At 67.6% G+C, this 20,371-nt stretch carries 22 protein-coding genes; 8 read left to right on the top strand and 14 right to left on the bottom strand.

The genetic code is table 11. The annotated features are described in order from the left end of the window. Positions 1 to 15: 15 nt before the first annotated feature. The 5 genes from pheS to infC form a co-directional block, all read right to left on the bottom strand. Complete coding sequence (gene pheS, locus ACOOF5_RS12230; RefSeq protein ID WP_420440979.1) at positions 16 to 1,068, bottom strand: phenylalanine--tRNA ligase subunit alpha; 1,053 nt, start codon at positions 1,066 to 1,068, stop codon at positions 16 to 18. A gap of 181 nt (positions 1,069 to 1,249) precedes the next feature. Beyond that, positions 1,250 to 2,011 carry a TrmH family RNA methyltransferase gene (locus tag ACOOF5_RS12225; protein WP_420439512.1) on the bottom strand — a complete coding sequence of 254 codons (762 nt, stop codon included), beginning with the start codon at positions 2,009 to 2,011 and terminating at the stop codon, positions 1,250 to 1,252. A gap of 47 nt (positions 2,012 to 2,058) precedes the next feature. Continuing rightward, positions 2,059 to 2,427, bottom strand: a complete 369-nt coding sequence (gene rplT / locus ACOOF5_RS12220) for a 50S ribosomal protein L20 (protein ID WP_420439510.1) — start codon at positions 2,425 to 2,427, stop codon at positions 2,059 to 2,061. A gap of 45 nt (positions 2,428 to 2,472) precedes the next feature. Further along, positions 2,473 to 2,667: a 50S ribosomal protein L35 gene (gene rpmI / locus ACOOF5_RS12215; protein WP_419839531.1), complete on the bottom strand. Its 195-nt coding sequence runs from the start codon at positions 2,665 to 2,667 to the stop codon at positions 2,473 to 2,475. 115 nt (positions 2,668 to 2,782) lie between these two features. After that, positions 2,783 to 3,316, bottom strand: a complete 534-nt coding sequence (infC, locus tag ACOOF5_RS12210) for a translation initiation factor IF-3 (RefSeq protein WP_420440977.1) — start codon at positions 3,314 to 3,316, stop codon at positions 2,783 to 2,785. A 279-nt stretch (positions 3,317 to 3,595) separates the two neighbouring features. On the opposite strand from infC, the gene ACOOF5_RS12205 reads away from it, so the two are divergent. From ACOOF5_RS12205 to ACOOF5_RS12190, 4 genes are all read left to right on the top strand, one after another. Continuing rightward, positions 3,596 to 4,063 (top strand): hypothetical protein, encoded by a 468-nt coding sequence (locus ACOOF5_RS12205; RefSeq protein ID WP_420439508.1) that lies wholly within the window; start codon positions 3,596 to 3,598, stop codon positions 4,061 to 4,063. A 100-nt stretch (positions 4,064 to 4,163) separates the two neighbouring features. Further along, the gene (gene hisG, locus ACOOF5_RS12200; RefSeq protein ID WP_420439506.1) at positions 4,164 to 5,039 is read left to right on the top strand and encodes an ATP phosphoribosyltransferase; all 876 of its coding nucleotides are present in this window, start codon (positions 4,164 to 4,166) and stop codon (positions 5,037 to 5,039) included. 16 nt (positions 5,040 to 5,055) lie between these two features. Next, entirely contained in the window at positions 5,056 to 5,274 is a 219-nt protein-coding gene (locus tag ACOOF5_RS12195) for a hypothetical protein (protein WP_420439504.1), read from the top strand. Positions 5,275 to 5,405: 131 nt separating this feature from the next. Next, entirely contained in the window at positions 5,406 to 7,412 is a 2,007-nt protein-coding gene (locus ACOOF5_RS12190; RefSeq protein WP_420439502.1) for a cell wall-binding repeat-containing protein, read from the top strand. Positions 7,413 to 7,544: 132 nt separating this feature from the next. Here the strand turns inward: ACOOF5_RS12190 and ACOOF5_RS12185 are convergent, their stop codons facing one another. From ACOOF5_RS12185 to ACOOF5_RS12170, 4 genes are all read right to left on the bottom strand, one after another. Continuing rightward, the gene (locus ACOOF5_RS12185; RefSeq protein ID WP_420439500.1) at positions 7,545 to 8,813 is read right to left on the bottom strand and encodes a bifunctional 3,4-dihydroxy-2-butanone-4-phosphate synthase/GTP cyclohydrolase II; all 1,269 of its coding nucleotides are present in this window, start codon (positions 8,811 to 8,813) and stop codon (positions 7,545 to 7,547) included. Continuing rightward, positions 8,806 to 9,411, bottom strand: a complete 606-nt coding sequence (locus ACOOF5_RS12180) for a riboflavin synthase (protein ID WP_420439498.1) — start codon at positions 9,409 to 9,411, stop codon at positions 8,806 to 8,808. The genes ACOOF5_RS12185 and ACOOF5_RS12180 overlap by 8 nt, the downstream gene beginning before the upstream one ends. A 26-nt stretch (positions 9,412 to 9,437) precedes the next feature. Continuing rightward, the gene (gene ribD / locus ACOOF5_RS12175) at positions 9,438 to 10,472 is read right to left on the bottom strand and encodes a bifunctional diaminohydroxyphosphoribosylaminopyrimidine deaminase/5-amino-6-(5-phosphoribosylamino)uracil reductase RibD (protein ID WP_420439496.1); all 1,035 of its coding nucleotides are present in this window, start codon (positions 10,470 to 10,472) and stop codon (positions 9,438 to 9,440) included. 68 nt (positions 10,473 to 10,540) lie between these two features. Next, complete coding sequence (locus ACOOF5_RS12170; protein WP_420439494.1) at positions 10,541 to 11,050, bottom strand: MogA/MoaB family molybdenum cofactor biosynthesis protein; 510 nt, start codon at positions 11,048 to 11,050, stop codon at positions 10,541 to 10,543. A 185-nt stretch (positions 11,051 to 11,235) separates the two neighbouring features. On the opposite strand from ACOOF5_RS12170, the gene ACOOF5_RS12165 reads away from it, so the two are divergent. The 4 genes from ACOOF5_RS12165 (at position 11,236) to ACOOF5_RS12150 (ending at position 14,847) form a co-directional block, all read left to right on the top strand. Then, a complete protein-coding gene (locus ACOOF5_RS12165; RefSeq protein WP_420439492.1) occupies positions 11,236 to 12,399 on the top strand; it encodes an amidohydrolase family protein in 1,164 nt (387 codons plus the stop codon). A gap of 75 nt (positions 12,400 to 12,474) precedes the next feature. Further along, the gene (locus ACOOF5_RS12160; protein ID WP_420439490.1) at positions 12,475 to 12,903 is read left to right on the top strand and encodes a hypothetical protein; all 429 of its coding nucleotides are present in this window, start codon (positions 12,475 to 12,477) and stop codon (positions 12,901 to 12,903) included. A 147-nt stretch (positions 12,904 to 13,050) separates the two neighbouring features. Continuing rightward, the gene (locus ACOOF5_RS12155) at positions 13,051 to 13,911 is read left to right on the top strand and encodes a crotonase/enoyl-CoA hydratase family protein (RefSeq protein ID WP_420439488.1); all 861 of its coding nucleotides are present in this window, start codon (positions 13,051 to 13,053) and stop codon (positions 13,909 to 13,911) included. A 165-nt stretch (positions 13,912 to 14,076) separates the two neighbouring features. After that, complete coding sequence (locus ACOOF5_RS12150; protein WP_420439486.1) at positions 14,077 to 14,847, top strand: N-acyl homoserine lactonase family protein; 771 nt, start codon at positions 14,077 to 14,079, stop codon at positions 14,845 to 14,847. Positions 14,848 to 14,856: 9 nt separating this feature from the next. Here ACOOF5_RS12150 and ACOOF5_RS12145 read toward each other — a convergent pair whose 3' ends face one another. The 5 genes from ACOOF5_RS12145 to ACOOF5_RS12125 all read right to left on the bottom strand — a co-directional run bounded on the left by ACOOF5_RS12145 (position 14,857) and on the right by ACOOF5_RS12125 (position 20,195). Further along, on the bottom strand, positions 14,857 to 15,882 hold the full coding sequence (locus tag ACOOF5_RS12145) for an amidohydrolase family protein (protein WP_420439484.1): 1,026 nt from the start codon (positions 15,880 to 15,882) through the stop codon (positions 14,857 to 14,859). A 64-nt stretch (positions 15,883 to 15,946) separates the two neighbouring features. Beyond that, a complete protein-coding gene (locus ACOOF5_RS12140; protein ID WP_420439482.1) occupies positions 15,947 to 16,522 on the bottom strand; it encodes a YfcE family phosphodiesterase in 576 nt (191 codons plus the stop codon). A 51-nt stretch (positions 16,523 to 16,573) separates the two neighbouring features. Continuing rightward, positions 16,574 to 17,488: a methionyl-tRNA formyltransferase gene (locus ACOOF5_RS12135; RefSeq protein ID WP_420439480.1), complete on the bottom strand. Its 915-nt coding sequence runs from the start codon at positions 17,486 to 17,488 to the stop codon at positions 16,574 to 16,576. Between the two features lie 29 nt (positions 17,489 to 17,517). Then, entirely contained in the window at positions 17,518 to 18,087 is a 570-nt protein-coding gene (gene def, locus ACOOF5_RS12130; RefSeq protein ID WP_420439478.1) for a peptide deformylase, read from the bottom strand. A gap of 131 nt (positions 18,088 to 18,218) precedes the next feature. Next, positions 18,219 to 20,195 carry a hypothetical protein gene (locus ACOOF5_RS12125; RefSeq protein WP_420439476.1) on the bottom strand — a complete coding sequence of 659 codons (1,977 nt, stop codon included), beginning with the start codon at positions 20,193 to 20,195 and terminating at the stop codon, positions 18,219 to 18,221. Positions 20,196 to 20,371 lie beyond the last annotated feature (176 nt).

The following is a 20,371-nucleotide window of genomic DNA, read 5'->3' as shown; positions in this document are numbered from 1 at the left end:
GTCGATGGGACGGCATCAGAACTGGCTGAGGAACCGGATGTCGTTGGAGTACATGTCTCGCAGGTCGTCGATGCCGTGACGCATCAGCGCCAGACGATCGATGCCGAAGCCGAATGCGAACCCCGTCCATTCCTCGAAGTCGATACCGCAGTTGGTTAGCACATTGGGATGCACCATGCCGCAGCCGCCCAGCTCGATCCAGCCGGTGCGCTGGCAGGTCTGGCATCCTGCGCCCTCGCAGATCACGCAGGTGATGTCGAATTCCGCGGACGGCTCGGTGAACGGGAAGTACGAGGGGCGCAGCCGTGACGAGATCGACCTGCCGAAGTACGCCGAGGTGAACTCCTCCAGCGTTCCCGCCAGATCGGCGAACGAGATGCCGCGGTCCACCACGAGGCCTTCGAGCTGATGGAAGACCGGCATGTGACTGGCGTCGGCAGTGTCGCGCCGGAACACACGCCCTGGGCAGATGGTGTAGATCGGCGGCGGCTGGCGTTCCATGACCCGGATCTGCACGGGCGAAGTGTGGGTGCGCAGCAGCACGTTGGACGCCTCGCCGCCCTCGCCGTCGCCGAGCTCAGTGCGCTCGCCGAGGTCCAGGTAGAGCGTGTCCCACATGGATCGGGCGGGGTGGGCAGCCGGCAGGTTCAGCGCCTCGAAGTTGTACCAGTCGGTCTCGGCTTGAGGGCCCTCGGAGACGGTGAATCCCATGCCGACGAAGACGTCTTCGAGGCGTTCAGTGGTCTGGGTGACCAAGTGCAGGTGCCCCCGCTTCGGCCCCGGCGGCGTTTCGGTGAGGTCGAGCCATTCACGCTGGAGCTGCTCGCGGCGTGCCAAAGCAGACAGCTCGTCGGCGGCCCGGGCGTGTGCCGTGCGCAACTCCTGCTGTGCCTCGTTGAGCGCCCGTCCGACGCCTGCACGCTCGGCGGGAGGAAGCGAGCCCAGCGCCTGCTTGATGGGCCCGAGTGCCGACTTGCGCCCGAACAGGCCCGATTCGGCCTGCGCCAGCTCGTCGGTGCTCGATGCCTCGGCAATCGCAGCCAGCCCCTGGTTGCGTGCAGCATCGATGTCGGCGAGCAACGTGTCGAGCGATGCCTCGCGCACGGGGTCGGCGGTCGGGCCGTTCACGGGAGGCAGGGTACGAGTCTGCATCCCCGAACGGTCGGTATTTCCTGCCGCGCTCACGCACCGACCGGGTCGCAGCGGTGACGTATCGCCCGCGCCATCGTCGTGCCGGATCTCGCCAGGCTCATTCGCGCATGGCGTACATCATCACGGCAGCGGCGACTGCCACGTTGAGCGAGTCCACCGGGTGCTGCATCGGAATCGAGACGGCCACATCGGTGCCCCGCACCGCTTCGGCCGACGGCCCGTGGGCTTCGTTGCCCACCACGAGCGCCATGCGATCAGCAGCCTGCAGCTCGTCCACCCCGGTCTCGCCGTCGGGCGTCGCTCGCACGCGCTGGTGGCCGCCGGCCGACAGCGCAGCGAGAACGTCGGCTGTCGTGCGCCCTCGGCACACCTGGGGCGCGAATGTCAGGCCTGCCGCGCCGCGCAGCGCCTTCGGGCTCCACAAGTCGGTCGTGCCCTGCGTGGCGATCACCGCGCCGAAGCCCGCGGCGACCGCGCTGCGGACCACGGCGCCGGCATTGCCGGGGTCCCGCACAGCTTCGAGCACCACCACGCGTGAAGCCTCTGCTGCGGATTCGAGCGACGCGTCGGCGAATCGCGCGATCCCCAGCACCCCTTGGGGATTCATCGCATCGGCCAGCGGGTCGAGCTCATCGGCGGGAACCGCGTAGACCGCGCGGATGCGCTCGGGGTAATCCGCGCCGAGCCGGATCCCGTCGGGATGCTCATCGGCGGTGGCCTCGGGCGCGTATCGGCCAACCAGTTCGGGCCGAGCGAACACCGCTTCCAGCACGGCCCCGCTCGCAAGTGCGCCGTCGACCGCACGAGGCCCTTCGACGACAGCCAAGCCAGAGGCATCTCGCTGGCGCCGGTCGCGCACCAAGCGCGACAGCCGCGCCAGCGCGGCTTTGGACGGCGGATGTGTGCTCAGGCGGCTGCGTCGGTGAGGGCGGCCTCGGCTCGCTCAGCGATTGCAGCGAACGCTGCGGGATCGCTCACGGCGAGGTCTGCCAGGTTCTTGCGGTCGACACTGACGCCGGCAATGCCCAGACCATGCATGAGACGGCTGTAGGTGGTGCCGTTCTGACGTGCAGCAGCGTTGATGCGCTGGATCCACAGGCGTCGGAACTCGCCCTTGCGGGCTCTGCGGTCGCGGAACGCGTACTGCCCGCTGTGCATGACCTGCTCGTTGGCAGCCCGAAATGACCTGCTCTTGTTGCCGTAGTAGCCCTTCGCCTTGGCCAGCGTCGCCTTGCGGCGGGTGCGACTGGCTACGGATCGCTTTACTCGTGCCACGTTGGTCCTCCCGTGTCGATGGGGTCAGTTCTGGCGGTTCGGGGCTCAGCGGCCCAGCATCCGGTTGATGCGCTTGGCGTCGGCTGCAGACACTTCGCCTTCGAGTGCGAGGCGCCGCTTGCGCGCCGAAGATTTCTTCTCCAGCAGGTGGTTGCGATTGCGCTTGCGGCGCACGAGCTTGCCGGTACCGGTGGTCTTGAAGCGCTTCTTGGCGCCGCTGTGGGTCTTCATCTTGGGCATGGGTTTGCTGCCTTGGTTGTGGTGGCTCGATCAATGTGGCCCGCACCGGCTGTCGGCGCGGGATCTGGGCAGTACTGCGAGCGCCGTGCCTCAGGCCGCACGCGCCGGCTGCACCTCAGTCGCTGGGCGGATCTGCGGCTTTGCGACGCTGGCGTGAAGCGCGGTCGGGGCTCAGCAACATGGTCATGTTGCGCCCGTCGAGACGGGGGAACTGATCGACCTTGCCGACATCCGCGACCGCTTCGGCAACCCGTTCGAGGATCTGACCGCCGAGTTCGGGATGGAATACTTCACGCCCCCTGAACATGACGGTGACCTTGACCTTGTGGCCGTCCTCGAGAAACTTGGAGACCTTGGCCGTCTTGGTGCCGAAGTCGCCGGTGCCGATCTTGGGCCGGTACTTCATCTCCTTCAGCCCCGTGTGCGTCGACTTGCGTCGCGACTCCTTGGCCCGCTGTGCCGCCTCGTACTTGTACTTGCCGTAATCCATGATCCGGCAGACCGGCGGGGCGGCGTTGGGCGCCACCTCGACGAGGTCCAAGTCCAAGTTGCGGGCGATTTGCAGGGCCTCAGGGACCGACTTGATGCCGATCTGCTCACCGTCGGGAGCGACCAATCGGACCTCGCGGACTCTGATGTCCTCGTTGATCCGGGCGTCACCGTCGCTTGCGCGTGCTATGGCCGTTCTCGCTTGTCCAAAGGACGCTCCTCGTCCACGCGGCGTCCGTTGCGAGCCCAGTACCAAGACGCGCCCTCGGGCGGTTCGGTGGGGGTCAGACCCCGCTTGTTCCAGTTGTAAGGGCCGTAGGGTAACAGCGCTGGCCAGAGGCGGCACGGCGACGTGACCGATGCGCCGGCACAGGCCGGCGGGGCGGCGCTGCGGAGTCGGCGCCGGCCGGCGCAGCGAAACGACTTGGAGAGGTTGCCGATGAGCACGTTGTGGACGCCCGAAGGTGAGCATCGAGTTCCTCGCGAGAGCGCCAGCGAGTCGCCACCCCCCCATCCCGGCGAAGCCGGTGATGGCGACGTCGAGGGCGCATTCGACATCGACCCAAACACGGGCCTGCCGATCGACCCGCGCACCGGCGAGCCATTCGACCCCGAAGAGCTGGCCGAGATGCAGGCGCAGCTGCGCGAGGCCCAAGAGCAGCTGGTATCGGTGCCGGCCGCCGAGATCGTGCAGAACCACATGATGGGGCTGTTCGAGCTGGCAGCACTTCATCTGCAGCGGGATCCTCCCGACCTGGCCGAGGCCAGGCTGCCGATCGACGCGCTAGGTCTTCTGGTGGAGCACCTCGCCGACCAGCTTCCCGCAGGCGACACGCTGCAGGGCGCGTTGCAGCAGATTCGCCTGGCCTACGTAGAGATCCACAAGCAGCAGAGTGCGGCGGAGTAATCGCCGCCGCTGAGCCGCCTAGGCCGTTCAGCCCATAACGCCGTTCAGTCCATGAAAATAGGCAGGGTCCTGTGGGGTGCCGCGGGTACCGTTGCCGCCCATGCTCAAGCTCGTGCTACCCAAGGGCTCGCTCGAAGAGGCGACCCTGCAGCTATTCGAAGACGCCGACCTGCCGGTGCGGCGGGGCTCGGCGGTGGACTACCGCGCCACCGTCGACGACCCTCGCATCGACGACGTGCGCATTCTGCGTCCCCAAGAGATTCCGTCCTATGTGGCCGACGGCTTGTTCGATGTGGGCATCGCGGGCCGCGACTGGATCGAGGAGACGAGCAGCGACGTGGTCTCGCTGGGCGAGCTGCGCTACTCCAAGGCCACGGCACGGCCGGTGCGCATCGTGGTCGCGGTACCCGATGCCAGCGGCTACCAGGCGATCGCCGACCTGCCCGACGGCGTGAGGGTGTCGAGCGAGTATCCGGTGCTCACTCGACGGTTCTTCGCCGAGCGGGGGGTGGATGCCGATGTTCGGTTGAGCTACGGCGCAACCGAGGCCAAGGCGCCAGAGATCGTGGACGCGGTGGTCGACCTCACCGAGACGGGCCGGGCCCTGCGGGCTGCGGGCCTGCGCATCATCGACGAGATTCTCACCAGCTACACCGAGATCTTCACCAACCGCGCCGCCTATGACGACCCGGCGAAGCGGCGTGCGATGACGCAGGTCAAGACGCTGCTCGACGGGGTGCTGGATGCTCGCGGCAAGGTGCTGGTGAAGCTGAACGTGGCCCGTGAGCACCTCGACGCGGTGGTGGACGTGCTGCCGTCGATGAAAGCGCCGACCGTGAACGAACTCTGGGGTGGCGAGGCCTACGCCGTCGAGACGGTGGCCCCGAAGCAGACGATCAACGTGCTCATTCCTGAGCTGCTCGAGCGGGGTGCGACCGACATCATCGAGATGCCGATCTCCAAGATCGTCCCCTGATCACCCCGACTCAGCGGTGAACCGGCTGCTCAAGTCATGCATCGTGGTCGAAGAGGTCCCCCAATCGCTGGCACGCCGGGCCAGCGTACTGCGATCGCTCGCCGGGCGCGCCTCAGCAGTGGACGCATTGGTGGTGGCCACAGCCGAGCCAGGCGGCATTGTCGTCACCGGCGACATCGGCGACCTCATCGCCCTCGCCTCCTACGCCGATGACGTCAGCATTCGCCACGTCTGAAGCGACGACCGGCTTGCGGCCAGCCCCGAACTGAGCCACCCCAATCACAAGAAAGGACGAAGGCTCCGCATATGGCCGCGCCATGCGCCAGACTCCCCTCATCCGTGACCTTCGATTCGAGGACCGACTGCATGATCTCCAATGCTGTATCTCGACGCTGGGTAGGGGTCCTGCCTGCCGTGCTCGTTCTCGGCGCCATCGCGCTGCTGCCAGTCTCCAACGCTGCTGCGCAGTCGGGTGAGTCCGACCTCGCCGAAATAGAAGTCGTGCGATACGGCGGATCGGACCGCTACGCCACGTCGCTGCTCGTTGCCGAGGCAGTCGCGGCTGATGCCGGCGGCGAACTGGAGTGGGTAGTCATGGTGTCGGGACTGAGCTGGCACGAGGCGGTCGTAGCGGCGTCGGTGGCAGGGCACCTCGGGGCCCCCGTGCTGATGACACCTCCAAATGCAGTACGCAGCGACGCGCTGGATTTCCTGGAACGCGTCGGCGCATCGAAGGTGCTGCTGGTCAGCAGTGGCACAGGGGTGGCGCGCACGATCACTGAGGCGGTGGACGACCGACTGCGTCAGGCTGAGGTCGCTGTGGAGCGCATCGGCGGCGGCGACCGTTACCGCACTGGGGTAGCAGTGGCGGAACGTCTTGGTGTGGTCGGGGCGCTGAGCGGTGCAAGGACCGCGATTATCGCCAGCGGCGAGGTGTTCGCTGATGCGCTGGTCGCCGGTCCGCTGTCTGCACATGGCGGCCATCCAGTGCTGCTGACGCCCAGTGCCGAGTTGCACGCCTCCGTCGCGGACTACCTCGTGCGCGAGCGCATGGAGCATGTCGTGCTGATGGGCGGGCACGCAGCCTTGTCCCAAGCGGTGGAGGATGCAATAGGAGGGTTGGGCATCTCCACAGATCGCATTGCCGGGGCATCACGGTTCGAAACGGCAACGAAGACCGCTGTCTACGCGGCCGGGCGGTCGAGTGACGAGTGCTTTGCCCAAGCCAGGATTGGACTTGCCCGGGCGCGCGTCCCATTCGACTCATTCAGCGCAGCGCCGCTCCTGGCTCGCCGATGCGCGGCGTTGGTACTCACGAATCCCGGCGAAGTGCCTCAGAGCACAGCCGGCTATCTCGACACGGTAAGACGTTCGGCCGACAACGGCACCGCCGAGTTGCTCGTGTTCGGTGGCGACGCGGCAGTCGGCAGCGCTGCCATTGACGCTTACCGCGAAGGAAGCGACAGCGACGACGAGTCCGGAGCCGAGGAAGCGGCCGTGGGTCCCTGCGGTGGCACGCCCGCTGGCGCGCCAATGCAGCTGCTTGAGAGTCCATGGGCGGCTGATGCAAGCTGGTCGCCTGATTGCCAGCACATCGCCTTCCACAACTACTCGAGCGTGCTGCTGATCGCCGACCGGGACGGCACCAACGAGCGAGTGCTGCACGATGACCTCGGCGTTACGGTCGGATATCCCGCATGGTCGCCGGACGGTTCCAAGATCGCCTTCAGCGGCTTGACCCTCGATCATCCTCTCCAGAGCCACATCTGGACGGTCAACAGTGACGGATCGAACCTTGTCAAATTGACCAGCGGTGCTGTTGAGGACGATATTCCAACTTGGTCGCCTGACAATCGCAGGCTCGTATTCGGCCGCCACAGTCAGTCCAACGACGAGCGGTACATCGTGACCATGGATGCCGACGGGCAGAACCCAGTCGACTTGAACCGGAAATTCGGTGGGGGATCAACGCCAGCTTGGTCTCCTGAAGGCTCCCAGATTGCCTTTCACTGGAACGGACCGCTGGCCTTCATGGACTCCGATGGATCCAATACGACGCTGTTGCCTCCCGACGACAATCGCGGAGGCAGACTGCCCATCGACGACAGCAAGTTGTCGTGGTCTCCGGATGGCACACGTTTGGCATTCAGCCTCTTCGAGACGCGGGATGGGCGCGCCGTCGCGGGCGAATCAAACATCGCCATCCTCGAAATCAGCACCGGAAAGATCACGCAGATCACCAGCATGGAAGGCCGTGAGATCAACCCCGACTGGTCGCCTGACGGTCAGCGAATCCTCTTCAACACCGCCCAGGACAGCGCCGGACGCAGCCGCGTTTTCGTGGTTGGTGCCGAATGGTCCGGGGCAAGCTGACACTGCGACCGTTTGCCCTGAGCACACTGCGCGAGAGTGCGCCGACCTCTCACGCGACCTGCTGCCTACCGCTTTCGTGCGCTGTGCCCCACAGGCATATCGGACCTTGGGCTTCGCCGAGTGGCGCCGGGGTCAGTTGCCGATGATGTCGTCGTCGATCAGGTGCCCGAGGCGCATCTTCTTGGTGCGCAAATAGGCCTTGTTGTGCAGGTTGGGCGGCAGCGCCGTCGGCACCCGCTCGACGATCTCGAGCCCGTAGCCGGCCAAGCCGCCGATCTTGTTCGGGTTGTTCGTCATCAACCGCATCTTCTGCACGCCGAGCTCCACCAGGATCTGGGCGCCGATGCCATACTCCCGGCTGTCCACCGGCAGGCCGAGCTCCAGATTGGCGTCGACGGTGTCGCGGCCTTGGTCTTGCAGCGAGTACGCCGCCATCTTGTGGCCGATGCCGATGCCTCGGCCTTCGTGTCCGCGCAAGTACACCAGCACACCGGCACCGGCCTCGGCAATCGATTCGAGCGCAAAATGCAACTGGGCGCCGCAGTCGCAGCGCATCGAGGCCAAGATGTCGCCGGTCAGGCACTCGCTGTGTACCCGCACGAGCACCGGCCCTGCGCCCATGACGTTGCCGTGGCTCAGCGCCAGGTGCTCGGTGTCGTCGAAGTCCCGGAACACGTGGGCGGTGAACTCGCCGTAGATCGTCGGGATGCGCGCCGCCGAGATGGGGTCGACCAAGCGCTCGTTGGCACGCCGGTAGCGGATGAGATCGGCGATGGATATCAGCAGCAGATCGTGCCGCTCGCAGAATTCGACAAGATCCGGCAGTCGGGCCATGGTGCCGTTGTCGTTGACCACCTCGCACAGCACACCGGCGGGATGGCAGCCGGCGAGGCGGGCGAGGTCAACGGCTGCTTCGGTGTGGCCGGCCCGCTTGAGCACGCCACCGGGGCGGTAGCGCAACGGCAGCACGTGGCCGGGACGGTTGAAGTCGTTGGGCACCGACTTGGGATCGGCGAGGCGATTGAGCGTCAGCGCCCGATCGGCCGCGGAGATGCCCGTCGTGGTGCCTTCGGATGCGTCCACGGTGACCGTGTACGCCGTGCGCATCGACTCGGTGTTGACAGTGACCATGAGGGGCAGGGCCAGCTCGTCGAGCCGCTCCCCCATCAATGGCGCGCAGATGACGCCGGAGGTGTACCGCACGAAGAACGCCATGGCTTCGGGCGTGGCGTGCTCGGCGGCCATGATGAGGTCGCCTTCGTTCTCGCGGTCTTCGTCGTCGACCACCACCACGATCTCGCCCCGGCCGATGGCGGCGATCGCGTCGGGAATTGCAGCGAAGGGCGTCTGCGCAGATGCGTCGTCGGCTGCTGGGCGATCGGACACGGCGGGCTCACTCATCGTCGGCTGCCGCCCCATTCTGCCCGAGCAGGCGCTCGACATAGCGGGCGAGGACGTCGACCTCGAGGTTGACGAGATCGCCGCGCTGTGCAGTGCCCATGGTGGTCATGGCCATCGTGTGCGGGATGAGCGCCACGGAGAACTCGCATCCGCCCTCGTCGTCGTCGGTGATGTCGAAGCAGGTCAGGCTGATGCCGTTGAGGGTGACCGAGCCCTTCTCCACCAAGTACCGACGCAGGCCGCCCTCTGGCGACACCGCGACGCGCAAGTCGGGGGCAGGTTGGACGATGGTCGCGACGCCGTCGACGTGGCCCTGCACAAGATGACCGCCGAGCCGGTCGGCGTAGCGCATGCAGCGCTCCAGATTCACGGGATCGCCCTGTGCCAGCGAGCCCAGCGCAGTGCACTTGACAGTTTCTGCGCTGACGTCTGCTTCCCACCAGCCGTCGCCCATCTCGACGACCGTCAGGCAGCAGCCATTCACCGAGATCGAGTCGTCGACGGCGGCATCGCAGAGCACCAGGTCGGCGTTGAATCGGTACCGCTCGCCGTCGCGGCCAGCGAAGCTGCCGAGTTCTTCGACGAGTCCTGTGTACATCGCGCGTCCTCCCGACCGATCGGTTTTCAGCTCGCCGGATGCTCGGCGACCCCGTCTGCAGCGACCGTACCGGGGGACGACCCTTCGCGGTGCGTGAACGGACGAAGCGTGACGCGCAGGTCCGGTCCGATCTGGCTTACGCCGGTGATTTGGCCGCGCCAGAGTTGGTCGATGCTCGCTGCGCCTGCGCCCCCCAGCAACGGCAGACCGTCATCGCCGCCCATGAGCGCCGGCGCGAGATAGACGACGTACTCGTCGACCAGACCCAACCGGTGAAACTCACCCGCTACGTGAGCGCCGCCTTCCACCAGCAGTTCGACGACGCCCTGGGCGGCCAGCGCCTCCAGCACCTCCGGCAGCGGCCCGCTGACCTCGGTGCACGGATGGATGTTTGCTGCAGACGGCGCCGTGCCCAGCACGAAGCGACGCGGATCGGTACCCGGCGCGTTCCGGACCGTGAGCGATGGGTTGTCGGCACGCACGGTGCCAGCACCCACCAGCACTGCGTCGCAGCGGGCACGCAGCGCGTGGGCATCGGCACGGGCTTGTGGTGACGTGATCCATTGCGAGGTGCCGTCGGGCGCGCCGATGCGCCCGTCGAGGGTCGCGGCCAGCTTGAGCACCACCCAGGGCCTGCCCGCACGGCGTTGGTGCAGGTACGGGCCGAGCGAAGCCGAGACCTCGTGTGCGCACAGCCCCTCGTGGACTTCGACACCGCTGTCGACAAGCACCGCACGGCCCCGGCCCGACACCTGCGGGTCGGGATCGGTGACGCCGACGAACACCCGAGCTGCTCGGGCTTCGATCACGGCTTCCACGCACGGGGCCGTCCGACCGGTGTGCGAGCACGGCTCGAGCGTCGTGTACAGCGTGGCGCCTTCGGGATCCGCGCCCGCTGCGCGCGCCGCGTCGAACGCCACGATCTCAGCATGGCGGCCCGGAGGCGGCTCGGTCGCTCCCTCGAACACTGCACCGTCCGCGGTGAGCAGCACTGCGCCGACCCATGGATTCGGCGCAGTCGTGCCCCGCACGCCCTCGCCCAGCTCCACTGCTCGCGTCATATGCGCAGCGTCGATGTGCGCCGCCGTGCTCGCCGGCGCGCCGAGCGGAGCCGGGCCGGCGGGACTCATCAGTGGAGCCGTTCGCCTGCCAGCAGTGCCAGCGCGTGGGGCAGCACGTCGGCCACGGCTTCGAAGCACTCAACGCAGCCCTTGGTGGAGCCCGGCGTGTTCAGCACGATCGCGTGGCCGATGATGCCCGCCACTCCCCGTGACAAGCGGCCCAGCGGGTTCACCAGCCGCATCGCCTCGGCCAGCCCCGGCGCTTCTCGTTCGATCACCGCGCGGGTGCCTTCGGGGGTGAGGTCGCGCTCGGTGAAGCCGGTGCCGCCAGTCGAGACGATCAAGCCGGCAAAGCCTTGAGACATGGCGCGCAAGGCTTCGGCCACCGTGTCGATGCCATCGGCCACCACCCGGCGTTCGACCACTACGTATCCCGCGTTCGCCAACGTTTCGCCGAGCGTCTCGCCGCTGCGATCGTCACGGGTGCCGGCGATCACGCCGTCGGAGACAGTCAGCACCTTGGCTTCGAACGTGCGCTGAGGTCCGGAGTGTTCGTGGGACCCATGAGAACCGGCCATCGCGCCACGCTACCGACGAGCTCCCGAGCGCGACCTGTTCTGTGCTCGACGGCCAACTCGGCGCTCCGAGGCGCGCCCTGAGCCGCGCCACGAGACCGAAGGCCACGTGAGCGTGGGGCTGATCATGTCGCTTCGGGCGCCGATCGGCCCGGCGACTCGTTGCATCCCCTCACTAACCTGCGGCCATGCCCTACGCGCGCAACCGGACCTATCTCGATGCCGACAGCCACCTGATGGAGCTGCCGGATTTCCTGCGAGCACATGCCGATCCCGGTATCCGCGATTCGCTGCCCGACATCGACTTCGCCAACGGCGGCCGACTCACCGACGACATGGAGCTAGCGGCGCGCCAGCGCGCTCACTCCCCTGCAACCGTCGAAGAACTCACCGCTTTGGGCGACGACCTGATTGCTGGGCCGAAGGGATACCAGGCGCTGGGTGCGTTCAACGCTTCCGAGCGTTCCACGGCGCTGGACTTGCTCGGATTCGCCCAGCAGTTTGTGTTCGCGACCTTCAGCGTCGGCGTTGCGTTCGATCCCACGGCCGATCTCGACATTCGCTATGGCGCCGCCCGTGCGCACAACCGGGGCATGGCCGAGTTCTGCGCCGGCGACGACCGGCTGATCGGCGTGGCGCTGCTGCCGCTCGACGATCCACAGATGGCCGCTGCGGAGATGACCCACGCGCTCGATCTCGGGCTCGGCGCGATGTGGGTCCCCCACCGCCCCGCCGGCGGCGCGTCGCCTGGACATTCCGATCTCGACCCGGTCTGGGCGCAGATGGCCGAGGCGGGCGTGCCGTTCGTCCTCCATGTCGGCGGCAATCCACTGCAGATCAAGCCCGAATGGATGGACACCGGCCGCCCGGTGCCGACCGATTGGCTCGGCGGCGGCGAGAACGTGCGCGGCAAAGACATGGTTGCGCTGCATCAAGCGGCGGAGACCTTTGTCGGCGTGATGGTGCTCGACGGGGTGCTGGCCCGCCACCCGAATCTGCGCGGCGGCGTCATCGAGCTCGGCGCGGGCTGGGTGCCCCAGATGCTGCGCCGGCTCGATCAGGTCGTCGAGATCTGGAAGCGGTCAGAGCCGGATCTGGCTGCGCTGGGTGATGCGCCGTCGCAACAGATCACCCGGCAGATGGCCTTCACGCCGTACCCGTTCGAGGACGTCGGCGCCATGATCCGTGACTCCAATGAGAACCTGTACCTGTTCTCGAGCGACTACCCCCACATCGAGGGCGGCCGTAATCCGCTGGGGCGCTTCAACGCGTCGCTGGAGGGATTCGACGGTCACGTGCTCGATCGTTTCTACGCCGACAACATGGCCGACCTGCTCGAAGCCCGCTCCTGACACCGCGACACGCCCCATCCGTGGTATTCCCGCGACCCGAACTCCCCCAGCCCTGACCCAGAATCGAGATCACACATGACAGCAATCAGCGAAGTGAGCCGTGTCGTCACGTTTGACCTCGACACCGTCCGCGTCGTGCTGCACGTGCTGGCGGTGACGGTGTGGATCGGCGGCCAGATCGTGGTCGGCGCCGTCGTGCCCATCGTCAGCCGTGCCTACCCGGGCTCGGGCAAGGTTGCCGCGAAAGCGTTCTCGCGGGTGGCTTGGCCGGCATTCGGCATTGCAGTCGTGACCGGCATGTGGTCGATGCTTGCCATCCCGAGCGAGGAGACGAGTTCGGGCTGGTCGATGCTGCTCGGCATCAAGATGCTGCTGGTGCTCATCTCCGGCGTCGGCGCGCTGGTGCATCAAAACGCCGGCGACAACGTGGCGAAGCGGGGTGCGGGAGCAGGCGTGTCGCTGCTGTGCGGCCTCACCGCGCTGCTATTCGGCGTAATGCTCTAGCGCCGACGCCTGGAGCAAGCAGCCTGCGAGCCCATCCCGCATCAGGACGCGAACAGGCCCGCGAACAGGCCGACGGGAAGCTTCGGAGCAGGCTCGTCGTTCACGCGCTTGACTTGTGCGGGCTTGCCAGACCGAAGGGACGAGCCGATGACCGGATCCGACTACACCTGCTTCGACGTGGAGGTGCGCGACCAGGTCGCGAGCCTGGTGATGAAGCGCCCCGAGAAGGCCAACTCGATGATCTTGGAGTTCTGGCGGGAGCTGCCCCAGATCACCGACGAGATCTCGTCTGGCACCGACGCCCGGGTCGTCGTGCTGTCAGCGATCGGCCGCCATTTCTGCTCGGGCATGGACCTCGCAGTGTTCGGCGGCTTCGAGGATCCGTCCGGCGGCCTCGGCGGCGGGCACAGCAGCCGTACACGCGCGCTGATCCGCAACACCGCATTGCGCGCACAGCAAACCTTCAACGCCTTCGAGCAGAGCAGGCTGCCGGTGATCGCGGCCGTGCAGGGTGCGTGCGTCGGCGGCGGCGTCGACATGGTCTCGGCCTGCGACCTGCGCTACGCCACCCAGGATGCGTTCTTCTCGATACAGGAGATCAACATCGGCATGACCGCCGATGTGGGAACGCTCCAGCGCATGCCCAAGCTGGTGCCCGAAGGCATCGTGCGGGAGCTGGCGTTCACCGGCCGCCGCATGGGTGCGCAAGAGGCGCTCGACCGCGGCTTTGTGAACGCGGTGTACGACGACCACGCGTCGATGATGGAAGCAGTTGGCGACGTTGCGGCCCAGATTGCCGCGAAGAGCCCCATGGCGATCTGGGGCACCAAGCAGTCGATGAACTTCAGCCGCGACCATTCCGTGGCCGACGGCCTCGAGTACATCGCCACCTGGAACGCCGCGATGCTCGACACCGACGACATGGGCGAGGCCTTCCGGGCCCAAATGGATCGTCGCGAACCTGAGTACCCAGACCACCGCCCCCTGGACACGGGCCTCGGCGCCTGACAAGGCGCGTAGGCAAGACAGCGCCTGACAAGGCGCGCAGGCAAAACAGCGCCTGAAAGAGTGCACAGGCAAAACAGCGCCTGAAAGAGTGCACAGGCAAAACAGCGCCTGAAAGGGTGCGCAGACAAGGCAGCGCCTGAACAGGGTGCGAAGGAGATACAACGCATGACGCAACTGTCAATCGTCCCGCTCGAATGCGGCTGGCTGTCCACCCCCACTGCGGCGGTCATCGCCAACGCGCCCGGCAACGTGCGGCTGCCCATTCCGAGCTGGCTGGTGCGCCACCCCAGCGGGCAGACGCTGGTGTTCGACACCGGCATGCACCCCCAAGTGCAGCAAGGCGTCGGAGCGCGCTATCCGCTGATGGCCGAGTTCTTCACGGCGGACTACTCGGCGAGTGACGAAGTCTCGGCTCGGCTGCGCAGCGTCGATGTCGATCCCGATGAGCTGACGTTTGCGATCTTCAGCCACTTGCATTTCGACCATTGCGGCGGCACTGAGCTGCTGCCCAATGCCCGGCTGATCTGCCAGCGCGCAGAGTGGGAGTCTGGGCATCACCCCAAGCTCATCGAGCATGAGGTGTACAAGCCCGAAGACTTTGACCTCGGCCACGACCTGGTGCTCATCGACGGTGAGCACGACGTGTTCGGCGACGGCTCGGTGACCTGCATCCCCACGCCGGGGCACACCGCCGGGCACCAGTCGCTGCGGGTGGAGCTCGACAGCGGTCCGGTGGTGCTGACGGGCGACTGCGTCTACTGGGAGGACGTGCTCGACCGGATGCTGCTGCCGCCGTTCGGCTTCGACCACGACATGCAGCTGGAATCGATGCGCCGCCTGCGGTCACTGCGCGACGACGAAGGCTGCCGCCTGCTCTACGGCCACGACGAAACCCAATGGGCGACGCTCCCCCACCAAGGAATCGGGCTGACCTAGCCCGCGGGACTACGCCGGCGGCTCGATGCGGTAGAAGCGACGCGCTGTGCCGGCGAACAGATCGGCGCGCTCGGCGGCGGTGTAGCCCGCCTCGTCGCAGATGCGCTGGAAGGCGTTGAACAGCACGGTGTACGAGCAGCCCTGCTTGTCGACCGGGAAGTTGCTCTCGAACATGCAGCGGTCGGGGCCGAAGGTCTCGACGCAGTGGCGGATGTCGTCGCTCCAGGTTGCTGCGACGTGCTCCGACGACGGGGCTTGGGGCAGCCGCTTGAAACCCACGCCGTAGATGCTCATGCCGATACCGCCAACCTTGACGGTGACCTGTGGGTGGCGGGCCAGCGCCTCGAGCGCGGGCCGCACCACGGCGCGCACCTCATCGCGCCGGTCGGCGTAGGGGCCAATGCCGAGCGGCCCGCCGAGGTGGTCGAGCACCACCGGCGTGTCAGGCACAGCATGGGCGAGATCGACCAGCTCAGCGACCTGGGTATGGAACATCCAGCCGTCGAAGCTGAAGCCCATCCGGCCCAGCGTTGCATAACCCGCCCGGAAGTCCGGATCGGCGAGCAGTTCGGGCGGCGGCTTGGTGTGGCTCTCACGGATCTGGTCGCTGCCATCCCATGCATTGGCATGACGGATGCCCCGGAACAGACCCCCGCCCGCTTCCTCGTGCGCCGCGAGGACTTCTTCGACTGCGCCACCCAGCGTCAAATCGGCGAAGCTCACGATCGCCGAGATCGTCGCACCATCGGCCTCAGCGGAAATCTGCGCCTGCTCACGCACGAACTCCGTCTCGCCCACAGGCCGCATGTGCCGGGGCCCGCTCGTGTGGTAGCCGGCGGCACACTCCACGAAGACGGTCTGGGTGACGTTGTGCCCTGCACCGGTATCGGCATGCAATTCAGGCACCAGATAGGTGCCGGCCGGAAAGTCCCACAGATGATGGTGCGGGTCGACGATCTCCTCGTCGGGATCGACTGGCTGCTCGACGGTGGCTGCGAGCCATGCGTCTTTGTCGGATGCTGAGTCGTCGGCCACTGCTGCTCTCCCTGTGTGGTGAACCGTTTGCCCGCGGCACTGTAGGCCGCGCCAGTTGTCGTCTTCAGATCTCGCGGTCCCACGATTCGGTGCGCTCGAGGCCGTCGGCTGTGAGCTGCCACAGCGACGGCGTGGCGACACCGTCGGCAATGTCGAGGTAGCCGATCGTGCCGAACTGCGCGCTGAGGTTGCGGGGGAAGGTCGGTGAGCCGGGGTTGACGCACAGCACGTCGGACAGCGTGTCGATGCGGTGTACGTGGGTATCGCCGTAGACGCACACGTCGAGCTGCTCGTCGGCGCCGAAGTGGCGCTCGATGGCGTCGGCCACGCTGTAGAACGACAGCTCGGGCACCGGCAGGTGGTGGGTGAGGCCGACCCGAATACCGCCGAAGGTGTGCGCCCAGGCGTTCGCCAACAGCGGATGATCTGGCTGGACGTCGCGGCCTGAGGAACCGTCGTCGCCGTTGCCGCGGGCCGCCCAGGTGGGCGCGATCTCATTGAGGCGGTCGACCACAGAGATGTCGTAGATGTCGCCAGCGTGCAGGATGGCGTCACACCCCTCCATCGCCGCGTACGCCTCAGGCCACAGCTCGGGCGCAGCTTCGGGTATGTGGGTGTCCGAGATCAAGCCGATGCGCATCCGGCCACGCTAGGAGACCGATCGTCTGGGCGGCGAGTCGATCTCGCGCGGTCAGCCGAAGCGAGTGCCGGGCGCCAAGCGGGCGCCGCGCAGCCAGTCGCCGGCATCGATCGCCGCGCGGCCCGCTGGCTGGACAACGCCTAGTCGTATCAGGCCGTCGCCGGTGACGACTGTGTCGCCGACCAGCGTTGCCGGCGGCGTCTCCTGCGTTGTTGCCAACGGGGTGCCAGCACGCACGATGAAGCGTTGCCCATCGAGCGTGGTCCACGCGCCGCCGACACGGATCTGGCGGTCGATGTGGGCGGCCGGCTGCGACCAGTCGATCTCACGGTCCGCCGCTGTCAGCTTGCGCGCATAGGTGGGATCGCCTTGCTGGAGCTCAGGAGTGCTGAGCCCTTCGGTGAGGGAAGCCACGAGTCGGTCGGCACCTTCGTGCGCGAGGCGGTCGCGCAGGCTTGCTGCGGTGTCGGCGGGGCCGATCGGCGCTTCGCAGCGCCAGTAGACGGGACCCGTGTCGAGCGTCGCTTCCAGCGCCATCAGACTGACGCCGGCGAATTCGTCCCCCTCCAGCAGCGCCCGTTCCACCGGAGCTGCGCCGCGCCAGCGCGGCAGCAGCGAGAAGTGCAGGTTGAGCATGGGCAACTGCGCCAGCAGGTGGGCGCTGATGAGCCGGCCGAATGCGACAACCACGGCACAGTCGGCAGCACCTTCGGCGAGGTCGTCGGGGTCATAGCTGATCGGCAGGCCGAGTTCATTTGCTGCCATCGCGACTGGGCTTGGGCTATCGCTGCCGCGCCGGCTCCGGCGGCGTGGGGTGCCGGTGACCACGACCGGAATCTCGAATCCGGCCATGGCGAGGGCGCGCAAGGCGGGCACGGCATCATCGGGCGTGCCCGCGAACGACACACGGCGCGGATGCGACGGGGCCGATGGCAAGTGCCGCGTCTGGGAGGTTTCGTTCTCCACCGATGGCACCAGGGGGGGTTCGAACTACTTCAGCTGTCCGCAGTGCTGCGGCCCACGAGCGGGACGGGGCCGCTTGCCGCCGGGCCGTTGGTGCCCGATTGCAGTTGCGCGAGCTGCGTGCGCCACTCCCGCAGGGCTTGTTTGCGCTCGGCTCGCTCAAGATGGTCGATGAGCAGGACACCGTCGAGATGGTCGAGCTCATGCTGGAACAGCCGTGCTTGCAGCTCGTCGGCTTCGATGCTGACTTCGTTGCCGTCGAGGTCGAGGCCCACGATGTGCACTTCCTTGGGTCGGACGATGTCAAAGGTCAGACCCGGTACCGACAGGCAGCCCTCGGTGTAGTTCCACTCGCCGTCGCTCTCGACGATCTCGGGGTTGATGAGCGTCTGGGGGCCGTCGCCTTCGTACAGATCGAAGACGAACAGGCGGCGCTGGATGCCCACTTGCGGGGCCGCGAGACCGATGCCTTCCGCCTCGTACATGGCGGGCAGCATGTCGTCGACCATGCGCGCTACCCGACCGTCGATGTCGGTGATCTCGGCAGCGCGCTGACGCAGCACCGGATCGCCCATCAGCCGGATCTCGTAGGCGCCTCCCATGGATTTCGGAGGCTACCGGCGCGGTCTCGAGCAGGACAGCAAGCACCTCCGTGCGGCTCCGCCCAGTCCTCAGGCCGGCGCCGCCATCAGTTGGTCCCGACCGGCACGAACCGCGTGCACAGCGGGCGGCATCATGCCCGCATCGGGTCGACAGCCACTCGCAGCCGTCCGCTGGGGCGCTCCGTCCGGCCGAGGGCCCCCAGCAGCGCCTGATGAGTTTCGCTGCGGATGCGCCAGGTGCCGTCGGCGGGGCCGGCGATGTCAAGTGCGCTGGCGTCGGGATGGGCTGAGAGGAGCTCGACGAAGGCCGCTGCCGCGGCCCCGGACACCAACGCCCACGCCGCCGCTGGCGGCTGGTGCATCACCGAGCGACGCTGAACCTCGGCATCCAGCCACCCACTCGGATCGGCTGTGGCCGCCGCCGCCACGACCGGATGGGTGGGCAGGCGAGTCTGCACCAGGATGCTGCCGCCGCCGGAGCGCGAACCGACCAAACGTGCAGCGCGCACGAGCAGCGCGAAGGCTTCCTCGCCGGCCCGGTAGCGGGGCGCGGTCAATTCTTGGTCGAAGTCCACGAAAGCCACGGCGTCAGCCGACGGCACCCGGTGCAGCACCGCTTCGGTGCCGATGTAGAGCGCCGGCCCCTCGGTTTGGCGCCTCCCCGCGTGGTCACGCCGAGACGATGAGTGGGCCGTGTCGTCAGCGGCACCGGCAGCAGGTTCGCCGACGACCTGGACGACCGGCCGGCGAGCCAAGCGCTCCATCTCCTCTGCGACGCCCTTGACGCCAACGCGCACCCGGCGGAATCGGGTGGCGCCGCAGGCCTCGCACACCGCGGGGCGTGCCTGGCCGCTGTGGGGATCGACGAGTTGGTGGCCCTCCAGCCGCAGGGCGCGTCCGGTCTCGGTCGAGCAGGCCAGATCGCCGCACGACGCACAGTAGGCGAGCCGTGCTCGGCCCTTCCTGTTCAGCACGCAAACGACCGTGCGGTCACTGCGCAGCAGATCGGCGAGCGCTTCGCCGCACCACTCTCCCGTCGCGGGATCATCCCGTCGGCGATCAGCGATGTCGACCCGCGGCCATGCCTGGCGTTCGAGCGAGCGAGGTGCAGTGGCGAACGCCGGCATCGTGGGCGCGCCTGCGGTCGCGGCTCGATCGCTGACGGATGTCGGTGACATGCTGCTGCGGGCAGAGCCGGTTGGCGCAGCGCCAGACCCGCCCGCGGCAAGGGTGATGTGCACGGCGTCGGGCGAGGGCATCGGCCCCACCAGCAGGCAGCGAGCGCCGTCGCGGTGCGCCCGCTCGACCGCCACGTCCCGGGCGTTCCAGGTGGGCGCGGCTTCCGACTGGTAGGCCTCGTCGTGCTCGTCGAGCACGACGACCGCATCGAGCCGGCCACATGGCGCCCATGCCGCGGCACGGGTCCCCACGACGGCATGCGCCGAGGCTGCCCCCGCCCAGTCTCGTGGGGCCAGCGCCGTCGACACGCCGGCGTGGCGCAAACGGCCCGCGAGACGTGCTGCCCAGGCCACCGTGGGCACAAGCACGAGCGAACGACCCTGTCGCAGTGCCGCGGTGACCAGCGGCCACTCGTCGGCGCATGGGCCCAGCCGCATCACCGCTGGCGACTTCTGCTCGGGCGCCCATGCCGCGCTCACCCAATCGGGCGTGCCGACGCCGGCGGGTTGCCCTGGCGGTTCGGGCGCACCCAGAGCTGCGGGCTCGCCAGGCGATCTCGACGGGGCGATGTCGGGCCACTGTGCGGGTTCGCTCGGCAACCCGGCGACTACCCGGTCGGCGCTGGCGGTACGCAGGAAGTGAGCCCATGTGCCCGCCCAGCGCCAAGCTGCCCATCTCGCCAACTCGACGACGTGAGGCGGCGGCCCTACTCCGACGACGCTGCTGATCGGTGCCAATTCGCGGTCGCCGGGCACCGGCGCATCGAGCTCGGTCACCCACCCGCGCAGCCGGCGACGGTTGAGCACCACCCGCACGACAGTGCCGACCTCGACCGGCACGCGACCCGAGGCAAATTGGTCCGGCACGACGTAAGTGAACGCGCGGTCGATCGCAGGTTCGTCGACCAGCACCTGGACCGCTAGCTGCACCGCTGCAGTCTGCCCGGCTTCGCTCAGGCCCCGAGTGCCGTTTCGGCTAGGCACAGAGGCCAAAGCTGGGGAGGCGGCAGGAGACTCTGCGACGTTGCGACCGGTTCTCTATCGGATGCACGGCGAAGCGGCGATGGCACCGTCCAACAAATGCGGTGCGGTGCAAATCTCTCGCC

Source organism: Candidatus Poriferisodalis sp., assembly GCF_965214215.1.
GTDB lineage: Bacteria > Actinomycetota > Acidimicrobiia > Acidimicrobiales > Poriferisodalaceae > Poriferisodalis.
Note: the sequence above shows the minus strand (reverse complement) of the source record. Positions and strands in the feature narration are given on the sequence as shown.